Below are 21,591 nucleotides of genomic sequence, written 5' to 3' on the forward strand. Positions count from 1 at the left end.
CACTAGATTCCCGACGGTGCTGATGACACCTGCCCCTTGTGGTGAGCCTCCCCCGCTCCGCAGCCAGCCAGCGCTCGTCACGGCTCGTTGCTCACGTACCAGCCGCACGATATTGGCAACGAGGCGCACTCCGGCGCACTGCTGCCTGAGGCGATTACGCATTGTCTTTGCCAAAGTCGTTCGACGTCAAGCCTCGCCACGGCGCGTCCCGGACCCTGCGACCGGCGGCCGAACAGCCCGATTTACGCCTGCGACGCTCGCCCCCACGCTTGCCGTCCTGCCCCCACGTCGCGACCGACGCGCCCAATCCGATCCCATTTCGTGACCTCGGTGCGATCGCCCCGGGACTTGTCCTTACATGCGGGCCGCAGGCAACCGAACCGGGCTTGTTCGGTTCATCTGCGGGGTTTTGCCCGCTTGGTCGGGATGGCGGTGAGTGGATCGTCCGGCCATGGATGGCGGGGATAACGGGCCCGCAGGTCGGCCCTGACCTGGGGATAGCCCTGCTTCCAGAAGGACGCGAGATCGCTGGTGATCGCGACCGGGCGCCGTGCCGGCGACAGCAGATGCAGTACGACGGGGACACGGCCGTCCGCGACGGCGGGAGTGGCAGTCCACCCGAAGACCTCCTGCAGCTTCACTGCGAGCACCGGTGGCTCGGCACCGTCGTACGCGAGCCGCACCTCGGAGCCCGAGGGGACTTGAAGCCGTTCCGGAGCGAGTTCGCCGAAGCGGGTTGCTTCGGGCCATGGCAGCAGTCGCCGAAGCGCTGACGCGACGTCGATGTGGGCAAGATCGCGCGCGCCCCGCACTGAAGCGAGATCTGTCCCCAGCCACTTGTCGAGGTCGGCGAGGAGTGCTTCGTCGTCGACCGCGGGCCACGGCGCTCCGAAGTGGGCGTGGCAGAACGCGAGCCGCTCCCGCAGGGCGAGTGCGGCGTCCGACCAGCGCAGTACGGACAGACCGCTGCGCCGGATGCCGTCCCACACGGCCGCTTGGACGAGCAACGGGTCGGGCTTGGCCAGTGGTACGTCGCTCAGCACGATCGCACCGAGCGCCTCGATGCGACGGGTGACGACGCGGCCTTCGTCCCAGCGGATCTGGTCGGTGGTCGTGACGAGGTCGCGGGCGATGTCTCGCGCGGTCTGCTCGTCGATCGGCGCCGCGGAACGGATCCGGGCGTCGGCGCGACCCGGTGCCCGGTCGGCCACCGCGATCGCCAACCAGGGCGTGGTCCGCAACGGCGACTGCGGATCGAGCGCGGCACCGGTACCACCAGACATCTGGTACGTCGCCGAGTCGGCCGCCCGGATCCGCGCGATCCGATCCGGATACGCCAGCCCGACCACAACCCCCACCGCAAGATCATCCGGCAGTACGCGCGTCCCGCCACCGACCGCCGTCCGCACTCCATCGCCACCTGACGGGTCGCCGGCCGTCGTGGGCTCATCGCGTCCATCGGGTCCACGCCGAGCTCCGCCGCCTCGGCCAAGGCGCTTCGCCTCTTCTCGCCAGCGGGCGGTGGCGCCGCGGTCGTCGCCGCGGCGGAGGGATCGCCAGCGGGCCGGTAGATCGTCGCCGAAGTCGCGGCCGGAGTCGTCCGAGAGCATCGCGACGACCTCGCGAGCCCGGTCGGCGCCGACCCGCGGCGTACCGTCCAGCACCGCGCGAGCCAGCCGAGGATGCGTACCGATCGCCGCCATCCGCCGTCCGCGCTCAGTGATCCGGCCGGCGTCGTCAACAGCCTCGAGGCGGCGCAACAACTCGGTGGCCGCGGTCATCGCAACCGTCGGCGGCGCCTCGAGCAGGGTCAGACCGTCACCTGCGGGCGCTCCCCAGGCCGCGAGGTCCAGAGCGAAGGCGGCCAGATCGGCGATCGCGATCTCCGGCGCCGGGTGATCGTCGAGATGCGTGTGGTCGGTGGCGGACCAGCACCGGTAGACGCGGCCCGGAGCCTCGCGCCCGGCGCGACCCGCTCGCTGGTCGGCCGACGATTTCGAGACCCGGCAGGTGACGAGCGCGCCGAGGCCACGGGACTGATCTGTCCGCGGCTCCCGTGCCAGGCCCGAGTCGACCACGACCCTGACCCCGGGCACGGTCAAGGAACTCTCAGCGACCGACGTGGTGACGACGATCCGGCGGGTGGCGGCCGGCGTCAACGCGCGCTCCTGCTCAGCCCTGGACTGACGGCCGAACAACGGCAGGACATTCTCACCGGCCAATCGACGGGTCACGCCGTTGATCTCGGCCTCCCCCGGGACGAACACGAGGATGTCGCCTTCGTTCTCGGTCAAAGCACGCCGTACGACGTGCGCGACGTGATCGAGGAGGCGCGGATCGACTCGACCACCGGGCAGCAGCGGCACGGGCACAGGTGGCGGGGCCCAGTCGACCGCCACGTCGTACAGCGCCGCGGACGCGGTGATGACAGGGGCCGAGCCCAAGGCGCGACTCAGCCTGACCGTGTCCGGCGTGGCCGAGGTCGCGACGATCGCCAGGTCGTCGCGAAGATTCGCCCGGATGTCGAGGCAGAACGCGAGCAGCAGATCGGCATCGAGGTGCCGCTCGTGACACTCGTCGATCACGATCGCGGAGACGCCCGGCAGCTCCGGGTTCTGCTGCAGACGCCGGACCAGGAGCCCGGTCGTCACCACCTCGACCCGGAGTCCTTGGCCGCCGCTGCGTTCGCCGCGCATCGCGTAGCCGATCCGCTGCCCGAGCGGTTCGCCGACCAGCTGCGCCAGCCGGGTCGCCGCCGCGCGGGTCGCCATCCGTCGCGGCTCGGCGACGATGATCGTGCCCCCGAGCGCGTCGCCCAGCGCAAGCGGCAACAGCGAGGTCTTCCCCGATCCCGGCGGCGCGACCAGCACCGCAGTACCGCGCGAACGCACCGCGTCGACCGTGGCAGGCAAGACTGCCCGAACAGGCAGATCCGCCCCCGGCACCGACAACTCAGGCAGCAACACGCCCCGACGCCAGCCGACCACCACGACTAGGAGGCCGGCTGCTTGGCGGACCGGCGCTTCGGGCCTGGACGCCGCGCAGCTGCGGCACGGGCCTGCGCCGCCATGCCGGCGATGAAGTCTTCCTTGCTCAAAGGCCCCGTGGACAGTGCGGTCGTTGCGCCCGGCCGGAGTCCGTCGAGAAGCAGCGGCAAGAACCGTCGCCAGATTTCGGGCGCTACGGGACCGAACAACCGCACGACCTCACCAAGCAAGGTCGTCAGCACCGCAAGATCGGAAACCACCACATCCTGGCGGACGGAGCCTTGCTCCTTCGCCTTCGCAAGCAGCGTGCTCAGGCTGTCGCCGATCCGGCGATGGACCTCCAGCATCGGCGCCGACTCCGGATCGGTGGTCAGTACATCCCTCAGGACCTGCTGGGTTGCCTGCGGCTCGATCGTGGCCTCGAAGAACTCGGCCAGCCCGGTCCAGCCGTCCGGCACCAAAGCCGCTGCTTCGGCCGCCTGGAGCATTGACTCCAGCGACGCTTCCAGGGCGGCGAACGCCAGCTCGGTCTTGTCCGAGAAGTGGCGATAGGCGGTCCCGACGCCGACACCCGCCGCGCGCGCGACGTCATCGAGGGTGGGCGCCAGCCCTCGCTCGTTGAACAACCTCAGCGCCGCATCGACTAGAGCCTGACGATTCTGGGCAGCATCGCTGCGCACGAGCGCCCCCTTCGGGCGGAGTAGTTACCGGAGAAGCATCTCCACCAGGCTAACCGGAGATAACCGGAGATAACCGGAGATAAGCCTCCATATCGGCGGCGGTACTAGGAGCGACGCCTACCCGGCCGGCCTCACCGAGATCCGGCAGGCCTGCCAGTCCGCCGGAATCACCCCGATCGACGACCAGGCGGCCGAGAGCACACGGGCGATTATGAGGCATGCCTCAGGTTATGTATATTGCAAACCGAGGCATGCCTCATGTTGAGGCCCGGCAGGCCTCTCACTTCAACCTGGAGGCGAGCAGTGATCAGCGTTGACAAGGAACTACTTCAGGCCTTCGAGGCAGTCGCCGCGGCGGCACCTCCGCAGCCACCCGCGCTAGGAGATTGGGAGGGGCGGCGGCTGATGATCAACGGGCTCTACGACGCGCTCGGCGCCGGCGCTCCACCTGAAGGCGACATCGAAGTGATCGGCTTCACCGCGCCGTCGTCGGACGGGCATGAGGTGCCGCTGCGGATGTACAAGCCGTCGACCGCACCTGAGGCGCTCGTCGTCTACGTTCACGGCGGTGGCCTCATCGGGGGAAGTCTGGATGGCTCCGACCACGTCTGCCGCAAGTACGCCTTGGAGGCCGGTGTCGCGGTGATCTCGGTCGGCTACCGACTGTCGCCCGAATCGCAGTTCCCGTCCGCCGTCGAGGACTGTGTCGCGGCGGTGCGGTGGGCCGTCGAGCACGCCAAGGAGCGCGTTCCGGGGGCACGCGTCGCGATCATGGGCGAATCCGCCGGCGGCGGGCTGGCTGCAACGACCGCGCTGGCATGCCGGGACGGCCAGATCGGGCCTTTGGCGGCGCAGATACTGATCTACCCGATGCTCGACGACCGCACTGCGACGGCGGCTCCTGCCGTCGAGCCGTTCCTGATCTGGTCGGTGGACGACAACGTGACCAGCTGGAAGGCCTACCTGGGCGATGCCTACGGTGCCGACGACCTTCCCGCGTCCGCCTCGATCGCGCGTGCGCAAACACTGGACGGGATGCCCGCGGCCTACCTCGAGGTCGGTGAGCTGGATCTGTTCTGCGCCGAGACCGTTGCCTTCGGCAAGCGGCTCATCGAACAGGGCGTGTCGGTGCGACTGTCCGTCCTGCCCGGCGCCTATCACGGCTTCGACCAATTCGCCCCAGAGTCCCGGGTTGCCCGCCAGGCCTTCGCGGACCGCATCGCCTTCCTTCAGAACCTGTGATCGTGACCGGCACCGTCCCGCGACAGCACACTCAGCCGAACACCCAGGGAGTCCATCCATGAAGAGCAAGACAGCCCTCGTCACCGGATCCACCAGCGGCATCGGCCGCGCCACCGCACTGACCTTGGCCCGGCGCGGTACTCATGTGGTGGTCTCGGGCCGTCACGCCGATCGCGGCGCGGAGGTCGTGGACAGCATCCGCGCCGAAGGTGGACAGGCCGACTTCCTCGGTGCCGATCTGTCAGATGCCCAGTCGGCAACAGAACTGGCCATGCAGGCGACCGAGATCGCCGAGTCCGCAGGGGGAACACTCGACATCCTGGTCAACAACGCTGCGATCGGGGCCGGCGGGCCGACGTCGGGGACCGAGGAGGCCGTCTTCGACGCCGTACTGGCTACTAATTTGAAAGCCCCGTTCTACCTGGTCGGGCATCTCGCACCAGCGATGGCACTGCGGGGCAGCGGCGCCATCGTCAACATTTCGACCGTGGCGGCCGCGCGGGCGTTACCCGGCCTGTCGGTCTACGGGGCGAGCAAGGCGGCACTGGACCTGCTGACCAAGAGCTGGGCCGCCGAGTTCGGCGCCGCGGGCGTGCGGGTGAATTCCGTCAGCCCCGGGCCGACCCGGACACCAGGATCAGAGGCGCTGGGCGATGCGCTCCACCAGCTCGCAGCTCAGGCCCCGCTCGGATTCATCGCGGATCCCGAAGACATCGCAGCCGCGGTGGCATTCCTGGTCAGTGACGAGGCCAGGTTCATCACCGGCACCACTCTGCACGTGAACGGCGGCCGGACCGCCACCTGAAACGACGGCGGGCGCCCTCTCACGGCGCCCGCCGTCACCGATCATCGAGTGAGCTGAGGGGTGCCTCATGTTGTATCTTCGTCGAGTGGGAGACACAACTCGGAACCGGCCACCCCAGCAACTGCGCCGCGACGCGGCCGAGAACCGCGAACGGATCATCCAGATCGCTCAGGCAACCTTCGCCGAACGCGGCATCGACGCCTCACTGGAACACATCGCCAAGCAGGCAGGCGTCGCCATCGGCACCGTGTACCGGCACTTCCCGCAACGGATCGACCTCCTCCTGGCCGCCTTCGGCGCCAAGTTCGACACCTTCATGGCCGCCGGCGACGCCGCACTCGATGCCGACGATCCCTGGGAGGGCCTGAGCTCCTTCCTCCAGGTGCTCTGTGAAATGCAGGCAGGTGACCGCGGCTTCAACGATTTCGTGTCGATGCGGTTCCCGGCCAGCAAGGAGACCGAAGCCATGCACGACCGCGTCTGCTCGGTGATGGAAAAGATCCTGAGCCAGGCCCAGGCCGCGAAACTCGCTCGCCCCGACCTCACGATCGGCGACCTCATTGCCGTGACCTGGGCCAACAGCCGGATCATCGAGGCGACTGCCGACATCGCTCCCCGCGCCTGGCGCCGGCAACTGATGCTGCTGCTGGAATCCTTCCGCTACCGCGGCGAGGCGCAGCTCGAGGAGCCGCCTCTGACCAACGAGCAGCTCTACGCCGCGATGGCCCGCCTCAGCAACCACTGATCGAACCGGAGCGCACGGACCCCAGGAGGTCTTGACCGCGGCACGGTCGACGCGCCGCTCCCCCACCTGACGCCGTTGACCTACTGCCCGGCCGGCGCCGTACCTTGCGCCAGACGAGCAACGTGATCCCATTTCTCGAACTCGGCGATCCTGCTTGCGTACTCCGCTCGTAGCGGCTCGATGCCGTTGATACCGAAGAGCACCCGCAGCGGAGGCTCCGGTGCGTCGACGATCGCGAGAACAGCGTCCGCCGTAGCGGCCGGGTCGCCTGTGACGAACGGGCTGTCCGCCGCACCTGCCATGAGCCCCTGGCGCACCGAGTCGTACTCGGGCATCGGCTCGACCGACGGGGCCTTTGCGCCGAGATCCGTCGCGAATGTCAGAGGCTCGACCAGGGTCACGTGAATGCCCTGACCCGCAACCTCGGCCGCGAGCGCCTGGCTCACGGCTTCCAGCGCCCACTTGGACGAGTGATAAAGCCCCATGGTCGGGTACGCCACGAGACCGCCGTACGACGAAACCTGGATGATGCGGCCGTGGCCCTGGGCCCGCATGCCCGGCAACGCCGCCCGCGTCGTCCACAGCGGGCCGAAGAAGTTCACGTCGTACTGGGCCCGCGCCTGCTCCTCGGAAACCTCCTCGACCGTCCCCAGCAGGGCCTGACCGGCATTGTTGACGAGGACATCGATCCCGTCGAAGTGATCCTCGGCGACATGAACCGCCTGCTTGGCCGCCTCCGCATCGGCGATATCGAGCTCGAGCGCCAGAACCTGCTCACCGAACTTGGCAACCAGGGGCTCGAGCGACGCCACACTCCGCGACGTGGCAGCAACTTTGTCACCGCGCTCCAAGGCAGCGGTAACCCAGTGAAATCCGAGACCCCGCGATGCGCCGGTGACGAACCAGGTGAGCGGGGCGCGTGATGATGACATCGGAGTTTCCTTGTCTTCGAATGGCGACCCCCGCCCGACAGTCATCTTCACAGTCAAGCGGAGATCAATCTCCGCTTAAAGGTAGCACGACATCCACCCACAACAGACAAGGGTTCGAAGCATTCGCTTCGAACCCTTGTCGTTGGAGAGCTCGCAACAACCGCGGCTCAACTCGCCGGCGGCAGCTTCGGCCGAGAAGCCCCGTTTATCAGGCCTACCAGCCGCGCTCGGCGAGCCGGTGCGGCTGGGGGATCTCGTCGACGTTGATGCCGACCATGGCCTCGCCGAGGCCGCGGGAGACCTTGGCGATCACGTCGGGGTCGTCGTGGAACGTGGTGGCCTTGACGATCGCCTCGGCGCGCTGGGCCGGGTTGCCGGACTTGAAGATGCCGGAGCCGACGAAGACGCCCTCGGCGCCGAGCTGCATCATCATCGCGGCGTCGGCCGGGGTGGCGATACCGCCGGCGGTGAACAGCACGACGGGCAGCTTGCCGAGCGCGGCGACCTCCTTGACCAGCTCGTACGGCGCCTGCAGTTCCTTGGCGGCGACGTACAGCTCGTCCTCGGGGAGGCTCTGCAGCTTGCGGATCTCCTGGCGGATCTGGCGCATGTGGGTGGTCGCGTTGGACACGTCACCGGTGCCGGCCTCGCCCTTGGAGCGGATCATCGCCGCGCCTTCGGTGATCCGGCGCAGCGCCTCGCCCAGGTTGGTCGCGCCGCAGACGAACGGCACGGTGAACTGCCACTTGTCGATGTGGTTCGCGTAGTCGGCCGGGGTGAGCACCTCGGACTCGTCGATGTAGTCCACGCCGAGGCTCTGCAGCACCTGCGCCTCGACGAAGTGACCGATCCGGGCCTTGGCCATCACCGGGATCGAGACCGCGCCGATGATCGAGTCGATCATGTCCGGGTCGCTCATCCGGGAGACGCCGCCCTGCGCACGGATGTCGGCCGGGACCCGCTCCAGCGCCATCACCGCGACCGCACCGGCGTCCTCGGCGATCTTGGCCTGCTCGGCGGTGACGACGTCCATGATCACGCCGCCCTTGAGCATCTCCGCCATACCGCGCTTCACCTTGGCGGTACCGGTCTGGTTGTCCTGGGTCACTGCTTCCTCCTGGTCGTGGGGCTCTTCACCAGATTAGGAGGTGCCGGGCACCTATCCTCAGTCCACCTCGGATCAAGTGGACTGAGCCATCGCGTCGCCGAGCCGGGCCACCACCAGTCGCAACGTCGCCGGCGGTGCGGTGAACGGGATCCGGATGTGACGTCGGTCGGTGCCGTCCGGTGTGAACAGGTCGCCTGAACCGAGCAGCAGGTTCTGCTCGCGTGCGGCTTCGAGCACTCTGCGTGCCCTGGTCTCGGTCAGCTCGAGCCACAGCGTCATGCCGCCGGTCGGCGTGGGCCAGGCCACACCGTTGAGCGACTTCAGTCCACCTTCCAAGGCAGCCAGATTGGCGCGGAGACGAGTACGGCGGCGGCCGATGACCTTGTCGAGCTTCGGGACGATCGCCTGGGCCAGGAGGTCGTCCAGCGCACTCGGCGAGGCCACACTGAGCTGTGCGGCCGTGTTGATCCTGCGCCGCAACTGCTTGCCGGTCCTGACCCATCCGACCCTCAGCCCACCCCAGACGGTCTTCGACAGTGACCCAACACTGACAGTCCTGGGATGACGGCTCAGTGGCTCTGCCTGTTGTCCGCTCGCCAGCCAGAGCGGACGCATGGTCTCGTCACTGATCAGCGCGGCGCCGTACCGGCGTGCGATCTCCACGACCGTCTGACGCCGGTCTGCCGGAAGACTGAGTCCGGTCGGGTTGTGGTTGTCCGCCTGCAGGTAGATGACCTTCGGGCGGTGGCGCCGGCAGAGGTGAGCGAGCTGATCGGTGTCCCAGACGCCGGCCGGCCAACCTGCGACATCCAGGCGATGTTTGCGGAGCAGATCGAAGGCAGCTGGGTACGTCGGGGTTTCGGTGATCGCGACACCCGGCCCGAGGTCCAGTCCGGCCAGTGCGGCGTTCAGACCGGCCGCCGCGCCCACTGTGAGCGTGAGCTGTTCCGGCTCGGTCGGCACGCCCTCGATGGTCAGCCGCTCCGCCAGCGCTGCTCTGAGCTCGACCGATCCACCCGGCGGCGGACCATCACCACCCATCGCCTGCGGCAGACCGTCCTCGATGATCTGAGCAGCCGCCTCAGCCACATCGTGCGGCGCGGCCGTCGTCGCGAACCGCAGGTCCAGCACCGGCTGGTCCCCCGCCGTCACCGTGGACGCCGGGGCCACCGGGTCCAGCAGCCGGTCCAGCGGCCGCACGACGGTCCCGGAACCTCGTTTGGTCTCCAGTACGCCGTCCCGCCGCAGGTTCTCCAACGCGCGTACGACGGTCACCCGGCTGACCCCGAGCCGCTCGGCGAGGACCCGCTCCGAGGGCAGTCGCGATCCGATGGACAGGTCGCCGCGCTCGATCCGCCGCAGTACCAGGCCTTCGACCTGTTCCGTCTTCGTGCCGTCCGCCGTCTCCAGATCCCCCATCCGCCACATAAGTCCACTATCCCACCACTGGCCTCATCGCTTCTTTGAGCACCCACCAGCTGTTCCCGGCTGCCCGAAATGGTCGGTGGGTGCTCAAAGTCGGGGTTGGGGGAATGTCGGTGTGCAGTGTGAGGATTTGCTTATGGACGAACGGTGGGCGATCGCGCCTGAGGACGGCGGCGGGGCGACGCTGGTCGCGCTGCATCCGGACGGGCAGCCCGCCGGGGAGATCCGGCATGAGCCAGACCTGGTCGCGGCGGTCGCGTCCCGGCCGCAGGTCACTCGCTGGGTGTGGCGATCGTCGGCCGAGATCTATCCACGTCTGCTCGCCGCCGGAGTGCGGGTCGAGCGCTGTTACGACCTCGAGAACACCGAGGGCCTGCTGCTCGGGCACGAAGGCCGCCTCGGCGAGCCACGCTCGGCGGCCGCCGCTTGGGCGCGACTGAGCGGTGCGCCGGTGCCGCCGGATCCGCCGATGCGCGCCGTCGTGCCGGGCGAGCAGTCGTCGCTGTTCGAGATCCCGGCCGAGCCGATCGCCTTCCAGGCCCTGCTCAAGGTGTACGCCGACCAACTCCGCCGGCACGACCTCGCGGAGCACCCGGATCGCATGCGGTTGCTCACGGCATCGGAATCGTCGGCGATGCTGATCGCCGCCGAGATGGATCGGGCCGGCCTGCCGTGGAGCGCGCAGGCCCATCGCGACGTCCTCAGCGAGCTGCTCGGCGAGCGCTTCGGCGGGACGGGCGAGCCACGCCGGCTGACCGAGCTCGCCGACGAGATCTCGGCAGCCTTCGGTCATCGCGTCCGGCCCGAGCTGCCGGCCGACGTACTGAAGGCGTTCAAGCAGGCGGGGTATCAACTGAAGTCGACCCGGCGGTGGGAGCTCGAGACGATCGACCATCCGGCAGTCGCGCCACTGGTCGAGTACAAGAAGCTGTACCGGATCTACACCGCCAACGGCTGGTCCTGGTTGAACGACTGGGTCCGCGACGGTCGTTTCCGCCCGGGCTTCGTTCCCGGCGGCACGGTCTCCGGCCGCTGGATCACCAACGGCGGCGGCGGTCTGCAGATCCCGAAGGTCATCCGCCGCGCGGTCGTCGCCGATCCCGGCTGGCGGCTCGTCGTCGCCGACGCCTCCCAGCTCGAGCCCCGCGTCCTCGCCGCCATCTCCCGCGACCGCGCGCTGATGGAGGTCTCCAGCGATCCCGGTGATCTCTACAAAGCCGTGTCGGACCAGGCGTTCTCCGGCGACCGGGCGCAGGCGAAGCTCGCCGTGCTCGGCGCGATCTACGGGCAGACCTCAGGAGATGGCTTGAAGAACTTGGCCATGCTCCGCAAGCGATTCCCCCAAGCCGTCGCGTACGTCGACGACGCCGCCCGCGCCGGCGAAGAGGGCCGGCTGGTCCGCACGTACCTGGGCCGCACCTGCCCGCCGACCGGCCACCCGCTCGACGACGCCCTGCTCGAAGGCCCGCCCGCGGATGTCCCCGCGACCGACCCACGCCACGCCAGGGCACGCGGCCGCTTCACCAGGAACTTCGTGGTGCAAGGCAGCGCCGCCGACTGGGCGCTCCTGCTCCTCGCCGCGCTTCGCCAGGCGCTTACGCCGTTGAAGGCCGAGCTGGTCTTCTTCCAGCACGACGAGGTCATCGTGCACTGTCCTGCGGACGAGGCCGAGCAGGTCGCGGATGCGATCCAGCAGGCCAGCAATCTGGCCGGCACGCTCACGTTCGGCCCGACGCCCACCAATTTCGCCTTTACGACGGCAACCGTCGAAAGCTACGCCGACGCAAAATAGTTTCAAACGACCTATTACTCCTCCAGGCCGATACCTTCTCTCACCTCCGATGTGACAAGAAGGGAAATGTCATGGCGAAGTTCGGCAAGAAGGTCCCCGACGGCACGACCAGCGGCCGCAAGGCCGCGCAGGCGACCAAGGCCGGCCAGCTCGGCGACGACGACAAGGTGTACGTCAATCGCAAGGTGGTCGCCGACTACTCGAACCGCACCCGCAAGCAGCCCAACGAGAACGGCGTCTGATCACACCGTCGCGGGTAAACCGTAAAGTTTGTGGTTCGTGGTTTCGAAGGCGGTGATTTCGGCTATTCGATGGTCCTCGATGCGAAAAATGTCGAGTGCGAACAGTTGATAGGCCGTCGTCCGCGGGGGTGAGAGATAGGCCGCGAGGGTGGGTTGGCGGTTGATCGTGGTCGGCAGGAAACGCCAATGACCGCGATACTCCGGGGTGAGGTTCGGGATCAGTGAACGCACCGCATCCTCGCGGCCTTCGAACCAGAACGGGTACGGCGGCATCGTGATCCGGATGTCTTCGTGCATCAGCGATGCGAGCGCGTCGGGGTCCGCGTTGTCCCACGCGGTCAGGTAGCGCCGCAGCAGTTTGCGTTCGTCGGCGGAGGCCTCGGGAGCCGACCACTCCGAGCGATGCGACGGCAGGTGCTCGCGGATGACCGGCCGGGCTCGCTGAAGGGCTGAATTCACGGCAGCCACCGACAGGTCCACGGCATCGGCAGTTTCGCGGGCGGACCAGCCCAGGACGTCGCGCAAGATCAGGACCGCGCGTTGCCGTGCCGGCAGATGCTGGATCGCGATCAGGAACGCCAACTCGATCGTCTCACGCCGGATCGCGACCGCGTCCGGTTCCTCCGCGCGGTCCAGCAGTACGTCGGGAAACGGCTGCAGCCACGGCACGTCCTCGCGCGCCGGCAGCGCCGTCGACGGGAACGACGCCGGCTCCAGCTGGTACGGCAGGACCCGGCGCGGCCGTCGTACGTCGATGCACGCGTTGGTCGCGATCCGGTACAGCCACGCCCGTACCGAGGACCGGCCCTCGAAATCGCGCAGCCCGCGCCACGCCCGTAAGAACGTCTCCTGCACCAGGTCCTCGGCCTCGTCGTACGACCCGAGCATCCGGTAGCAGTGCACCCGCAACTCGTGCCGATAGCGCTCGACGTCCTCCTCGAAGGTGCTCATTTCCCGTCCTCGAGTTCGATCGTGGTCGGCATCGGGGCGTGGCCGGCCAGCCGGAACCAGGTCACCAACCGCCGGTGCCGCAGGTCCCGGGTCGACACGACGACATCGTTGTGGAACCGCCGGGCCAACTGCACCCGGCGCATCGCGAGCGCCAACTCCCCCGCCCACGGCTCGATATCGGTGCCGGTGGCATGGATCGCCCGGGTCAGCGCGGACTCGGCCTGCTCACGCACTTCCAGTCCGTCGAGCGAGGCCGCGCGAGCCCGATGCGCCGCGTCGAGCAACAACAGCGCGGACGCGGGATCGAGGACCTCGCTGCCTGCCAGCTCTGCGACCAGCGCGGATCGGCGGGCCAGCTCGGTCTCCAGCGACGCGCGGGCGAGATCCACCCGGTGGTGCAGCCGGTCGAGCCGTCCGGCCGTCCAGCTCGCGTAGGCGCCGAACAGCAGCAGCACCGCGCCGACCGCGAGCAGCACCCAGGAGATCTCCACGCCCCCATTCTTACGGAGCGCTGACGGTCCCCCGTGAATGGCCGATCGCCCCGGTCGGCGCCACTAGCGTCAGAGCCATGGCTGATATCGGCGTGATCGGCGGTTCCGGGTTCTACTCGTTCCTCACCGACGCGGAAACCATCGAGCTCGACACCCCGTTCGGCGCGCCCAGCGAGCCGCCGGTGGTCGGGGACCTCAACGGCCGCCAGGTCGCGTTCATCCCCCGGCACGGCGCCGATCACCGGTTCCCGCCGCATCGCGTCAACTACCGCGCGAACCTCTGGGCACTGCGCGAACTCGGCGTCCGGCAGGTCCTCGGCCCGTGCGCGGTCGGCTCGCTGAAGCCCGAACTCACACCTGGCACCTTCGTCGTCCCGGACCAGTACGTCGACCGCACCTGGGGCCGCGGCCACACGGTGTACGACGAACACCCGGTCGTCCACACCGCGGCCGCCGATCCGTACTGCCCGGCCGGCCGCGCCACGGTGATTGCCAGCGGCAACGTCGTACCGGACGGCACGATGGTGGTGATCAACGGCCCGCGGTTCTCCACCCGCGCCGAATCGCAGTGGCACGCGGCGCAAGGCTGGTCGGTCGTCGGCATGACCGGCGCACCGGAGGCCGCGATCGCGCGCGAACTCGCCCTCTGCTACACGTCGATCGCCGTCGTCACCGACCACGACGCGGGCGTCGAGACCGGGGGCGGCGTCACGCAGGCCGAGGTCTTCGAGGCGTTCAAGCACAGCATCGAACGCCTGCAGGATCTGCTCAAGGACGTGATCAGCCAGCTCCCCAAGTCCGACGCGGACTGCAGCTGCCACCACGCCCTCGACGGTACGGCGGCGGCCCGATGAGGGTCCTGCTCACCGGCGGCGCCGGATTCATCGGGCAGCATGTCCACCATCAACTAGTTGCCGAGGGCCACGAGGTCACCGTCCTGGACTCGTTCCGCCCGGACGTCCACGCGCACAGACCCTCATCCCGCCCGGGACTGATCGTCGGCGACATCCGCGATGCCGACTGCGTCACGCACGCACTGGAAGGCATCGACACCGTCATCCATCTCGCCGCCAAGGTCGGCCTGGGCGTTCACCTCGACGACATCGACGACTACGTCTCGACCAACAGCCTGGGTACGGCGATCCTGGTGAAGGCCCTCGCCCACGCCGGCGTCCGCCGCCTCGTCTACGCCAGCTCGATGGTCGTGTACGGCGAAGGCCGCTACGACTGCGACGAGCACGGCCAGGTCGCGCCGGGGCCCCGTCGTACCGAGGACCTGGACGTGGGCCGCTTCGAGCCGCCCTGCCCGTACTGCGGCGCGCCGCTCCACCCCGGTCTCGTCACCGAGGATGCCGTACTCGATCCACGGAACGCCTACGCCACCAGCAAACTCAGCGGCGAACACCTCGCCGCCACGTGGGCTCGCGAGACCGGCGGTCGCGTCACCGCGCTCCGCTTCCACAACGTCTACGGCCCCGGCATGCCACGGAACACGCCGTACGCGGGTGTCGCCGCGATCTTCCGTTCCGCACTCGAGCAAGGCGAAGCACCCTGCGTCTTCGAGGACGGTCGCCAGCGGCGCGACTTCGTCCAGGTCCGCGACATCGCGACCGCTGTCACGATGTCCGCCGCCGCACTCCCCCACCAGCCCACCTTCACCGCGTACAACGTCGGCAGCGGCACCGTCCGCACGATCGGCGACCTGGCGACCGAGCTGGCCCACCTCTACGACGGCCCGAGCCCGATCGTCACCGGCCAGTACCGCCTCGGCGACGTCCGCCACATCACCGCTTCCTCGGACCGCCTGAAGGCCGACCTCGGCTGGAAGCCTGGCTACGACCTGGCCGCCGGGCTGCGGGATCTAGTTGTGAGTGGCAACCGGCGGTAGGTCGATCTGAAACGCGCAGCCGCCGTCGACGTTGGTGACGCCAATGCTCCCGTCGTGGGACTCGACGACGCCGCGGGCGATCGCCAGCCCCAGGCCGCCGCCACTCGAATGGTCGGCGGCGGCCGGTGACGGCGTGCGCTGCTCGTCGCCGCGCCAGCCGATGTCGAAGACGCGTTCCAGGTCGTCGTCCGGGATGCCGCCGCACGCGTCGGTGACGGCCAGTCGCACCCGTCCGTCCGCTTCGCGATCGACCGCGAGGGTCACTGTGCCGCCGGGCGCGGTGTGCCGGATCGCGTTGCCGACCAGGTTCGTCACTGCGCGCGTCAGCTCGTCCGGATCTCCTTGTACGGCGAGCCGATCGTCGTCGCCCGGGGTCGCCAGCTTGAGGCATACGCCCGAAGCCCGCGCATGCTCGTTGTTCTCCCCGGCCACATCCTCGGCGAGCTCACGCAGACTGACCGCCGACCGCCGCGTCGGCAACGGCGCCGCCGACAACCGCGACAGCTCGAACAGGTCGTCGACCAGCCCGGTCATCCGATCGACCGTCGACCGCATCTGCCGCAACGCACCCGGTACGTCGTCGATCACACCGTCCTCGAGCCCCTCGGACACCGCTCGCAACCCGGCCAACGGCGTCCGGAGGTCGTGCGACATGAACGCGACCAGCTCCCGCCTGCTCGCCTCCAACGCCCGCTCACGCTCGTGCGACGCTGCCAGCTTCTTCCGCGTCATCTCCAGCTCGTTCGTCAGCTCGGCCAGCTCGGCGGGCACGGACCCGGTCAGAGCCTCCGGCGCGTCGTACGACGTGCCGAGCTGCCGCAACCGCCGCCCGACATCGCGCGAACCCGTGGTGATCCAGTGCCCGAGAAGGACCGTCATCGCGAGCCCGAGCAGCGCCGCGAACGCCAGCGTCCACAGCACCACCCACGAGTCGTGCTCGGAGATGAACATCGCCCGCACGCTCTGCAGTACCGCGGCCAACGCCGCCGCCATCGGTGCGAGGCCCGCGACGATCATCGTCACCCGCAACGACCGCCGCCGGAACTGCCACAGGATCGCCGCCCCGACGGCGGCCACCACCAGCGTCCACAGCGCGGTGAGCGCGAAGATCGTGAACATGTCCTTGTTCACGACGCATCTCCCGCGAACAGGTACCCGGTCCGTGGCACCGTCAGCACCAGCTTCGGATCCGACGGATCGGCTTCGATCTTCTCGCGCAACCGCCGTACGTGCACCGTGACCGTCGACGAGTCGCCGAAGTCCCAGCCCCACACCCGCCGCAGCAGCTCGGCCTTCGTGTACGCCTTGCCCGCATGCGACACGAGATACGCGAGCAGGTCGAACTCCCGGTGCGTCAGCGACAACTCGTCGCCGTTGAGGTAGGCACGCCGCGCCGCGGTATCGACCATGACCGGGCCGGCGCTCAGCTTGGTCGGCGTCAGGTCGAGCCCGGCCAGCCGCTCCTCGCGCCGCACCATCGCCTGGACCCGCAGCGTCAGCTCCCGCGGGCTGAACGGCTTGACCACGTAGTCGTCCGCGCCGACCTCGAGGCCGACCAGCCGGTCCTCCTCCTCGCCGCGCGCGGACAGCATGATCACCGCGGCCCCGTCGTCGGCCGCGCGCATCCGGCGCAGTACCTCGAGGCCGGACAGCCCGGGCAGCATCACGTCCAGTACGACGACAGACGGTTTCCACTGCTGCCAGACCTCGACCGCCGACACGCCGTCCGCCACCACGCGGGCGTCGTACCCGGCCTTGGTCAGGTAGGCGGATACGACGTTGGACACGGTCGGGTCGTCGTCGACCACGAGCACACGAGTAGCCACGCTCAGAGCGTAGATCGTCCGGTCGGCCTCAGGCCGCACCAGTGCCGGTACGCAGTACGACGTAAGCGATCCGTAGCCGCGTTCTGCCACCGCCGGCACGCGTTCGTCCTTACCGTCGAAGAATGTCCGTCGATCTCGTCCTGCCGTGCCTGAACGAGGCGGCCGCCCTGCCCTGGATCCTCGAACGGCTCCCCGGCGGCACCCGCGCCATCGTCGTCGACAACGGTTCCACCGACGGTTCACCCGAGGTCGCCGCCCGGTTCGGCGCCACTGTCGTGCACTGCGAGATCAAGGGGTACGGCGCCGCGTGTCACGCCGGCCTGGAAGCGGCCGAGGCCGAGGTGGTCGCTGTGATGGACGCCGACGCCTCGCTCGATCCGCGGCAGCTGAGCCGGGTGACCGCACCCGTCGTTGCCGATCGCGCCGACCTGGTCGTCGGTCGCCGGCGCCCGGTGACACGAGGCACCTGGGCGTGGCATCTGCGCCTGGCCAACCTCGAACTCTCCCGGCGGATCAGGCGCCGGACGGGCGTTGCGTTGCACGATCTCGGTCCGATGCGGGCGGGTCGTCGTACGGCGCTGCTCGAGCTCGGGCTGACGGATCGGCGCTCGGGTTATCCGTTGGAGACGGTCGTCCGGGCGGCCGACGCAGGCTGGCGGATCGCTGAGGTGGACGTGGATTACCTGCCGCGCTCGGGTCGTTCGAAGGTGACCGGGACTCCGCTGGGCGCCGCTCGCGCCGTACTCGACATGTCGAAGGTCCTTGCGCGGTGAAGGGGACGTTGATCGTCATCGCGAAGGAGCCGGTGCCGGGACGGGTCAAGACGCGGCTGCAGAGCGAGTTCACTGCGCAAGAGGCGGCAGCGTTGGCTCGGGCGTCTCTCGTCGACACACTCAGCGCCGTACGGGCGGCCCAGGCGTCGCGGCGGGTGCTGGCGCTCGAAGGCGATCCGGGGCCGTGGCTGCCGGCCGGGTTCACGGTCGTCGGACAGCGTGGCGACGGTCTGGACGAGCGGATCGCGGCCGCCTTCGAGGATGCGTACGACGGCGCGCCGATGCTGCTCGTGGGGATGGACACGCCGCAGTTGCGGCCCGAGGTGCTCGGGTTCCACTGGTCCGGGCACGACGCCGTGCTCGGGCTGACCGAAGACGGCGGGTATTGGTGCCTCGGGCTACGAACGCCGGATCGCCGCGCGGTCGTCGGCGTACCGATGTCGACCGATCACACCGGACACGATCAGCTGCAGCGGCTGCGGGATCTGGGCCTGCGGGTGCGGATCCTGCCGACGTTGCGCGACATGGACACACCACGCGACGCGGCGTACCTCGCCGCCGAATTCCCGTCGTTGCGGGTGTCGCGGCTGTATCGACGGTTGCAGCATGCCGCGCATCCGGGCCTGCTGTTCGAGCAGGCCCTCGGCGGGACTGCGCGAGTCGTTGCTACTGGCATCGACGGACGGACTGTGCCGGCCTTGTCCGAGCTGGATCGGTGGACGGCGCCCGCGGACGAGGTCGACCGGCTCGCGCTGAGCCGCTGCGAGGGGCCGGTGCTCGACATCGGCTGTGGACCCGGGCGGATCGTGACCGCGCTCGCCGAACGCGGCATCCCCGCACTCGGCGTCGATGTCTCACCACGCGCGGTCTCGCTCACCACCTCGCGTGGCGCGGCCGCGCTCCATCGTCCGGTGCAGGACCCGCTGCCGGGCGAGGGCCGTTGGGGCAGCGTGCTGCTGATGGACGGGAACATCGGGATCGGCGGCGACCCCGTCGACCTCCTCCGCCGCTGCGCGGAACTCGTCCGCCCCGACGGTCTCGTGCTGGTCGAGGTCGACCCGAACGACGACCTCGACGAGACCGCGCCGATCGTCCTCCGCAGCTCCACCGGCCGCCGCTCCACTCCGTTGCCCTGGGCAAGAGTCGGCGCACGTGCGCTGATCAGACACGCCCACACCGCAAGGCTCCACCCCACCGAGGACTGGCGAGCCGGCCACCGAGCCTTCCTCACCCTCCGCCGGACCGCCTGATGCGTACGCTCGCAGGAGCAGTCGCCATCGCAGCTGCTGCAGCTGTCATCTGTTCGGCACATGCCGGCTGGTGGCCGAACGTGGTGCTGGCAATCGGCACCATCGCCGTTGCCTTGATTCTCTGGCGGTTCGGGCGGGGGTTGACGGTTGCGGGCGTGGTGATCGTCGCGGGGCTGTGCCAGGTGCCCGGGCTGACCCATGCGCCGATCACGAGCACCGACGCCTACCGGTACGTGTGGGACGGACGCGTGCAGTTGGCCGGGCATTCGCCGTACGCGCGGGTGCCCTTGGACGACTCGTTGGCGCAACTGCGGGATCCCATCCTGTTCCCGGGCTTGTCGCCGACCGAGAAGTCCGGGGTGACCCGACAGACACCGCAGAACCCGGTCGACGACCCACGCACACGCATCAATCGGCCGCTTGTTCCCACGATCTATCCCCCGGTGGCGCAGGCGTATTTCACCGTGGTCGCGCTGTTCACACCGTGGTCGGCCGGCACGCTCGGCCTGCAGATCGCGGCCGCTTTGGTCGCAATTGCGCTCACCTGGCTACTCGCCGTGCAGAACCCACGCTGGGCAGCCTTGTGGGGTTGGTCACCGATCGTGGCTCTCGAAGCGGGCAACGCCGCGCATGTCGACGTACTCGCGGCCCTGCTCATCACCGCCGCCGTCATCACCGCGGCCAGACGCCCGAAGCTGGCCGCCGTCCTCCTCGGCGCCGCCGGCAGCGTCAAGCTCCTCCCGCTGCTGCTCCTCCCGGCATTCCGCACCAGACGGCCGCTCGTTGCCCTCAGCACCTTCATCGCGTCGTACGTCCCGCACGTCCTTGCCGTCGGCACCTTGGTGCTCGGCTTCCTGCCCGGCTACCTCAACCAGGAAGGTTTCGAGGACGGCAGCTCCAGATCGGCGATTCTCGCGCTCCTGCTACCTCCTGAGGCCCGGCAACTCGTCGCTGCGATCCTCGCGCTGACCCTCGCCGGGTTCGCCTTCTACCGAACCAAACACGATCCGCTCGTCGTCACCTGCTGCTGGCTGTACGGCGCCGCGCTGCTGATCGCCACCCCGACGTACCCGTGGTACGGCCTCCCGCTGATCGCGCTCGCCGCCCTGGCCCATCGCCCCGAATGGATCGCCGTACCGATCGCGTCGTACCTGGCCTACGCGAGCTTCGGCCACGACACCCGGCAGGGCCTGAGCTACCTCGCGGCCGCCGTCATCGTTGTCAGCGCGATCACGATCCGTCGCCGATCCGTTGCGGAATCAGGTTTGACTGACGCCCGGTCGCCTGCCAACACTGGCGGGCGTGACCAAACGCATCGCCCTGGCGACCTCGGCCGAACACGCTGAGTTGCCCCCGAACGACCTCCCCCTCGTCGAGGCCCTCCGCACTGCGGGCCTCGACCCCGTGGCCGCGGTCTGGACCGACCCCTCGATCGACTGGTCGGCCTTCGACGCGGTCCTGCTCCGCTCCGTCTGGGACTACCACCGGCGGTACGACGAGTTCACCGAGTGGCTCGCCGTCCTCGACAAGGCCGGCGTCCCGCTGCTCAACGACTCCGGTCTGGTCCGCTGGAACGGCGACAAGCGGTACCTGCTCGAGCTCCGCGAGCGCGGGGTCGCGATCGTGCCGTCCCAGGTCGCGGCCGGCGCGTGCCTCCGCGAGGTGGTGAGCGGGCTCGACGGACAGGAGATCATCGTCAAGCCGACCGTCAGCGCGACCGCCCTGCACACCGTCCGGGGTGTCGCGGGCTCCGCCGAGTTCGAACAGGTGCTGGCCGAGCTGCCCGAGCTCGTCTACCTCGTGCAGCCGTTCCAGCCCGAGATCGTTGCCGACGGTGAGTGGTCGCTGATCTTCATCGACGGCGAGTTCACCCACGCGGTGGTCAAGCGCCCGGCTGCGGGCGACTACCGCGTCCAGGACGACTTCGGCGGCACCGTGACGCCGACCGAGCCGACTCCTGCCGTACTCGAGAGCGCCCGGGCCGCACTGCAGGCGACCGGCCGCGTACCGGCGTACGCCCGCGTCGACGGCGTCGTCGTCAACGGCCGCTTCCTCCTGATGGAACTCGAACTGATCGAGCCGGAGCTGTTCTTCTCGCAGCACCCGGACGCCGCGCTGAAGCTCGCCGCGGCAGTCGCCTCACGCGTCTAGCTCGCAGCCGACTCCGGATGGCCGCGGCGGCGCCCGTACAGCAGGGTCTCGCCCGCGGCCGTCCCGGTGTACTTCGTCCGCCGGGCCCACTCGCGGCACTCCTCCAGCACCGGGCATGACGTCAGGCACAACTCACGGGCCTTGCGCTGCTCCCAGCGGGACGCGCTCTCGTCGTACGCCGGCGCCTGCCCGATACACGCGGCCCGGCTCATCCAGCGGTCGGCGGGATCCACGATCACGGTCAGCGTCGGCCTCATGACCCCGACGGTAGATTGCCGGTGACCGCTGCCGATCTATGTCTCG

21 protein-coding genes are annotated in these 21,591 nt (G+C 69.2%); 11 read left to right on the forward strand and 10 right to left on the reverse strand.

Going from position 1 to position 21,591, the window contains the following annotated elements:
- Positions 1–395: 395 nt before the first annotated feature.
- Both hrpB and OHA10_RS35840 read right to left on the reverse strand, forming a co-directional pair.
- Complete coding sequence (gene hrpB, locus OHA10_RS35835; protein WP_371403224.1) at positions 396–2,966, reverse strand: ATP-dependent helicase HrpB; 2,571 nt, start codon at positions 2,964–2,966, stop codon at positions 396–398.
- Positions 2,967–2,992: 26 nt separating this feature from the next.
- Positions 2,993–3,667: a TetR/AcrR family transcriptional regulator gene (locus tag OHA10_RS35840; protein ID WP_371403225.1), complete on the reverse strand. Its 675-nt coding sequence runs from the start codon at positions 3,665–3,667 to the stop codon at positions 2,993–2,995.
- A gap of 303 nt (positions 3,668–3,970) precedes the next feature.
- Here OHA10_RS35840 and OHA10_RS35845 point away from each other — a divergent pair, with 303 nt between their 5' ends.
- The 3 genes from OHA10_RS35845 (at position 3,971) to OHA10_RS35855 (ending at position 6,459) form a co-directional block, all read left to right on the forward strand.
- A complete protein-coding gene (locus OHA10_RS35845; protein ID WP_371403226.1) occupies positions 3,971–4,909 on the forward strand; it encodes an alpha/beta hydrolase in 939 nt (312 codons plus the stop codon).
- 58 nt (positions 4,910–4,967) lie between these two features.
- Positions 4,968–5,714 (forward strand): SDR family NAD(P)-dependent oxidoreductase, encoded by a 747-nt coding sequence (locus OHA10_RS35850; RefSeq protein ID WP_371403227.1) that lies wholly within the window; start codon positions 4,968–4,970, stop codon positions 5,712–5,714.
- Positions 5,715–5,799: 85 nt separating this feature from the next.
- Entirely contained in the window at positions 5,800–6,459 is a 660-nt protein-coding gene (locus tag OHA10_RS35855) for a TetR/AcrR family transcriptional regulator (protein ID WP_371403228.1), read from the forward strand.
- Positions 6,460–6,539: 80 nt separating this feature from the next.
- On the opposite strand, the gene OHA10_RS35860 is transcribed toward OHA10_RS35855, so the two are convergent.
- From OHA10_RS35860 to OHA10_RS35870, 3 genes are all read right to left on the reverse strand, one after another.
- Positions 6,540–7,391 (reverse strand): SDR family NAD(P)-dependent oxidoreductase, encoded by an 852-nt coding sequence (locus OHA10_RS35860; protein ID WP_371403229.1) that lies wholly within the window; start codon positions 7,389–7,391, stop codon positions 6,540–6,542.
- 214 nt (positions 7,392–7,605) lie between these two features.
- Complete coding sequence (gene pdxS / locus OHA10_RS35865; protein ID WP_371403230.1) at positions 7,606–8,499, reverse strand: pyridoxal 5'-phosphate synthase lyase subunit PdxS; 894 nt, start codon at positions 8,497–8,499, stop codon at positions 7,606–7,608.
- A 72-nt stretch (positions 8,500–8,571) separates the two neighbouring features.
- A complete protein-coding gene (locus tag OHA10_RS35870; protein WP_371403231.1) occupies positions 8,572–9,927 on the reverse strand; it encodes a PLP-dependent aminotransferase family protein in 1,356 nt (451 codons plus the stop codon).
- Between the two features lie 133 nt (positions 9,928–10,060).
- Between OHA10_RS35870 and OHA10_RS35875 the strand changes: the two genes are divergently transcribed.
- Together OHA10_RS35875 and OHA10_RS35880 are read left to right on the forward strand one after the other, a co-directional pair.
- Positions 10,061–11,716 carry a bifunctional 3'-5' exonuclease/DNA polymerase gene (locus OHA10_RS35875; protein WP_371403232.1) on the forward strand — a complete coding sequence of 552 codons (1,656 nt, stop codon included), beginning with the start codon at positions 10,061–10,063 and terminating at the stop codon, positions 11,714–11,716.
- 71 nt (positions 11,717–11,787) lie between these two features.
- Positions 11,788–11,958, forward strand: coding sequence for a hypothetical protein (locus tag OHA10_RS35880; protein ID WP_371403233.1), 171 nt, complete (start codon positions 11,788–11,790; stop codon positions 11,956–11,958).
- On the opposite strand, the gene OHA10_RS35885 is transcribed toward OHA10_RS35880, so the two are convergent.
- Together OHA10_RS35885 and OHA10_RS35890 are read right to left on the reverse strand one after the other, a co-directional pair.
- Positions 11,959–12,909, reverse strand: a complete 951-nt coding sequence (locus OHA10_RS35885; RefSeq protein WP_371403234.1) for an RNA polymerase subunit sigma-70 — start codon at positions 12,907–12,909, stop codon at positions 11,959–11,961.
- Positions 12,906–13,400 carry a hypothetical protein gene (locus OHA10_RS35890; protein WP_371403235.1) on the reverse strand — a complete coding sequence of 165 codons (495 nt, stop codon included), beginning with the start codon at positions 13,398–13,400 and terminating at the stop codon, positions 12,906–12,908. The genes OHA10_RS35885 and OHA10_RS35890 overlap by 4 nt, the downstream gene beginning before the upstream one ends.
- A 77-nt stretch (positions 13,401–13,477) precedes the next feature.
- Between OHA10_RS35890 and OHA10_RS35895 the strand changes: the two genes are divergently transcribed.
- Together OHA10_RS35895 and OHA10_RS35900 are read left to right on the forward strand one after the other, a co-directional pair.
- Positions 13,478–14,254: an S-methyl-5'-thioadenosine phosphorylase gene (locus OHA10_RS35895; RefSeq protein ID WP_371403236.1), complete on the forward strand. Its 777-nt coding sequence runs from the start codon at positions 13,478–13,480 to the stop codon at positions 14,252–14,254.
- Complete coding sequence (locus tag OHA10_RS35900) at positions 14,251–15,288, forward strand: NAD-dependent epimerase/dehydratase family protein (RefSeq protein WP_371403237.1); 1,038 nt, start codon at positions 14,251–14,253, stop codon at positions 15,286–15,288. The genes OHA10_RS35895 and OHA10_RS35900 overlap by 4 nt, the downstream gene beginning before the upstream one ends.
- On the opposite strand, the gene OHA10_RS35905 is transcribed toward OHA10_RS35900, so the two are convergent.
- Together OHA10_RS35905 and OHA10_RS35910 are read right to left on the reverse strand one after the other, a co-directional pair.
- Positions 15,262–16,419 (reverse strand): sensor histidine kinase, encoded by a 1,158-nt coding sequence (locus OHA10_RS35905; RefSeq protein WP_371403238.1) that lies wholly within the window; start codon positions 16,417–16,419, stop codon positions 15,262–15,264. The genes OHA10_RS35900 and OHA10_RS35905 overlap by 27 nt on opposite strands.
- A complete protein-coding gene (locus OHA10_RS35910; RefSeq protein WP_371403239.1) occupies positions 16,416–17,114 on the reverse strand; it encodes a response regulator transcription factor in 699 nt (232 codons plus the stop codon). Before OHA10_RS35910 ends, OHA10_RS35905 begins: the two co-directional genes overlap by 4 nt.
- 122 nt (positions 17,115–17,236) lie before the next feature.
- On the opposite strand from OHA10_RS35910, the gene OHA10_RS35915 reads away from it, so the two are divergent.
- The 4 genes from OHA10_RS35915 to OHA10_RS35930 are packed head-to-tail and all read left to right on the forward strand — an operon-like array spanning position 17,237 to position 21,288.
- Positions 17,237–17,887, forward strand: coding sequence for a glycosyltransferase family 2 protein (locus tag OHA10_RS35915; RefSeq protein WP_371403240.1), 651 nt, complete (start codon positions 17,237–17,239; stop codon positions 17,885–17,887).
- The gene (locus OHA10_RS35920; RefSeq protein WP_371403241.1) at positions 17,884–19,137 is read left to right on the forward strand and encodes a DUF2064 domain-containing protein; all 1,254 of its coding nucleotides are present in this window, start codon (positions 17,884–17,886) and stop codon (positions 19,135–19,137) included. The genes OHA10_RS35915 and OHA10_RS35920 overlap by 4 nt, the downstream gene beginning before the upstream one ends.
- Positions 19,137–20,483 (forward strand): hypothetical protein, encoded by a 1,347-nt coding sequence (locus OHA10_RS35925; protein ID WP_371403242.1) that lies wholly within the window; start codon positions 19,137–19,139, stop codon positions 20,481–20,483. The genes OHA10_RS35920 and OHA10_RS35925 overlap by 1 nt, the downstream gene beginning before the upstream one ends.
- Positions 20,440–21,288 carry a RimK family alpha-L-glutamate ligase gene (locus tag OHA10_RS35930; RefSeq protein WP_371403243.1) on the forward strand — a complete coding sequence of 283 codons (849 nt, stop codon included), beginning with the start codon at positions 20,440–20,442 and terminating at the stop codon, positions 21,286–21,288. The genes OHA10_RS35925 and OHA10_RS35930 overlap by 44 nt, the downstream gene beginning before the upstream one ends.
- Here the strand turns inward: OHA10_RS35930 and OHA10_RS35935 are convergent.
- Positions 21,285–21,545 (reverse strand): WhiB family transcriptional regulator, encoded by a 261-nt coding sequence (locus OHA10_RS35935; protein ID WP_371403244.1) that lies wholly within the window; start codon positions 21,543–21,545, stop codon positions 21,285–21,287. The two genes, OHA10_RS35930 and OHA10_RS35935, sit on opposite strands and share 4 nt — an antisense overlap.
- Positions 21,546–21,591 lie beyond the last annotated feature (46 nt).

The sequence above is a fragment of the Kribbella sp. NBC_00662 genome, from assembly GCF_041430295.1.
Taxonomy (GTDB): Bacteria; Actinomycetota; Actinomycetes; order Propionibacteriales; family Kribbellaceae; genus Kribbella.

Excerpts from the sequence above, each read along its gene's own strand:
- OHA10_RS35925 (WP_371403242.1), top strand. The coding sequence starts at position 19,137 with ATGCGTACGCTCGCAGGAGCAGTCGCCATCGCAGCTGCTGCAGCTGTC.
- OHA10_RS35885 (WP_371403234.1), bottom strand. The coding sequence starts at position 12,909 with ATGAGCACCTTCGAGGAGGACGTCGAGCGCTATCGGCACGAGTTGCGG.
- OHA10_RS35880 (WP_371403233.1), top strand. The coding sequence starts at position 11,788 with ATGGCGAAGTTCGGCAAGAAGGTCCCCGACGGCACGACCAGCGGCCGC.
- OHA10_RS35850 (WP_371403227.1), top strand. The coding sequence starts at position 4,968 with ATGAAGAGCAAGACAGCCCTCGTCACCGGATCCACCAGCGGCATCGGC.
- OHA10_RS35935 (WP_371403244.1), bottom strand. The coding sequence starts at position 21,545 with ATGAGGCCGACGCTGACCGTGATCGTGGATCCCGCCGACCGCTGGATG.
- OHA10_RS35895 (WP_371403236.1), top strand. The coding sequence starts at position 13,478 with ATGGCTGATATCGGCGTGATCGGCGGTTCCGGGTTCTACTCGTTCCTC.
- OHA10_RS35870 (WP_371403231.1), bottom strand. The coding sequence starts at position 9,927 with ATGTGGCGGATGGGGGATCTGGAGACGGCGGACGGCACGAAGACGGAA.
- OHA10_RS35875 (WP_371403232.1), top strand. The coding sequence starts at position 10,061 with ATGGACGAACGGTGGGCGATCGCGCCTGAGGACGGCGGCGGGGCGACG.
- OHA10_RS35915 (WP_371403240.1), top strand. The coding sequence starts at position 17,237 with ATGTCCGTCGATCTCGTCCTGCCGTGCCTGAACGAGGCGGCCGCCCTG.
- OHA10_RS35900 (WP_371403237.1), top strand. The coding sequence starts at position 14,251 with ATGAGGGTCCTGCTCACCGGCGGCGCCGGATTCATCGGGCAGCATGTC.
- OHA10_RS35860 (WP_371403229.1), bottom strand. The coding sequence starts at position 7,391 with ATGTCATCATCACGCGCCCCGCTCACCTGGTTCGTCACCGGCGCATCG.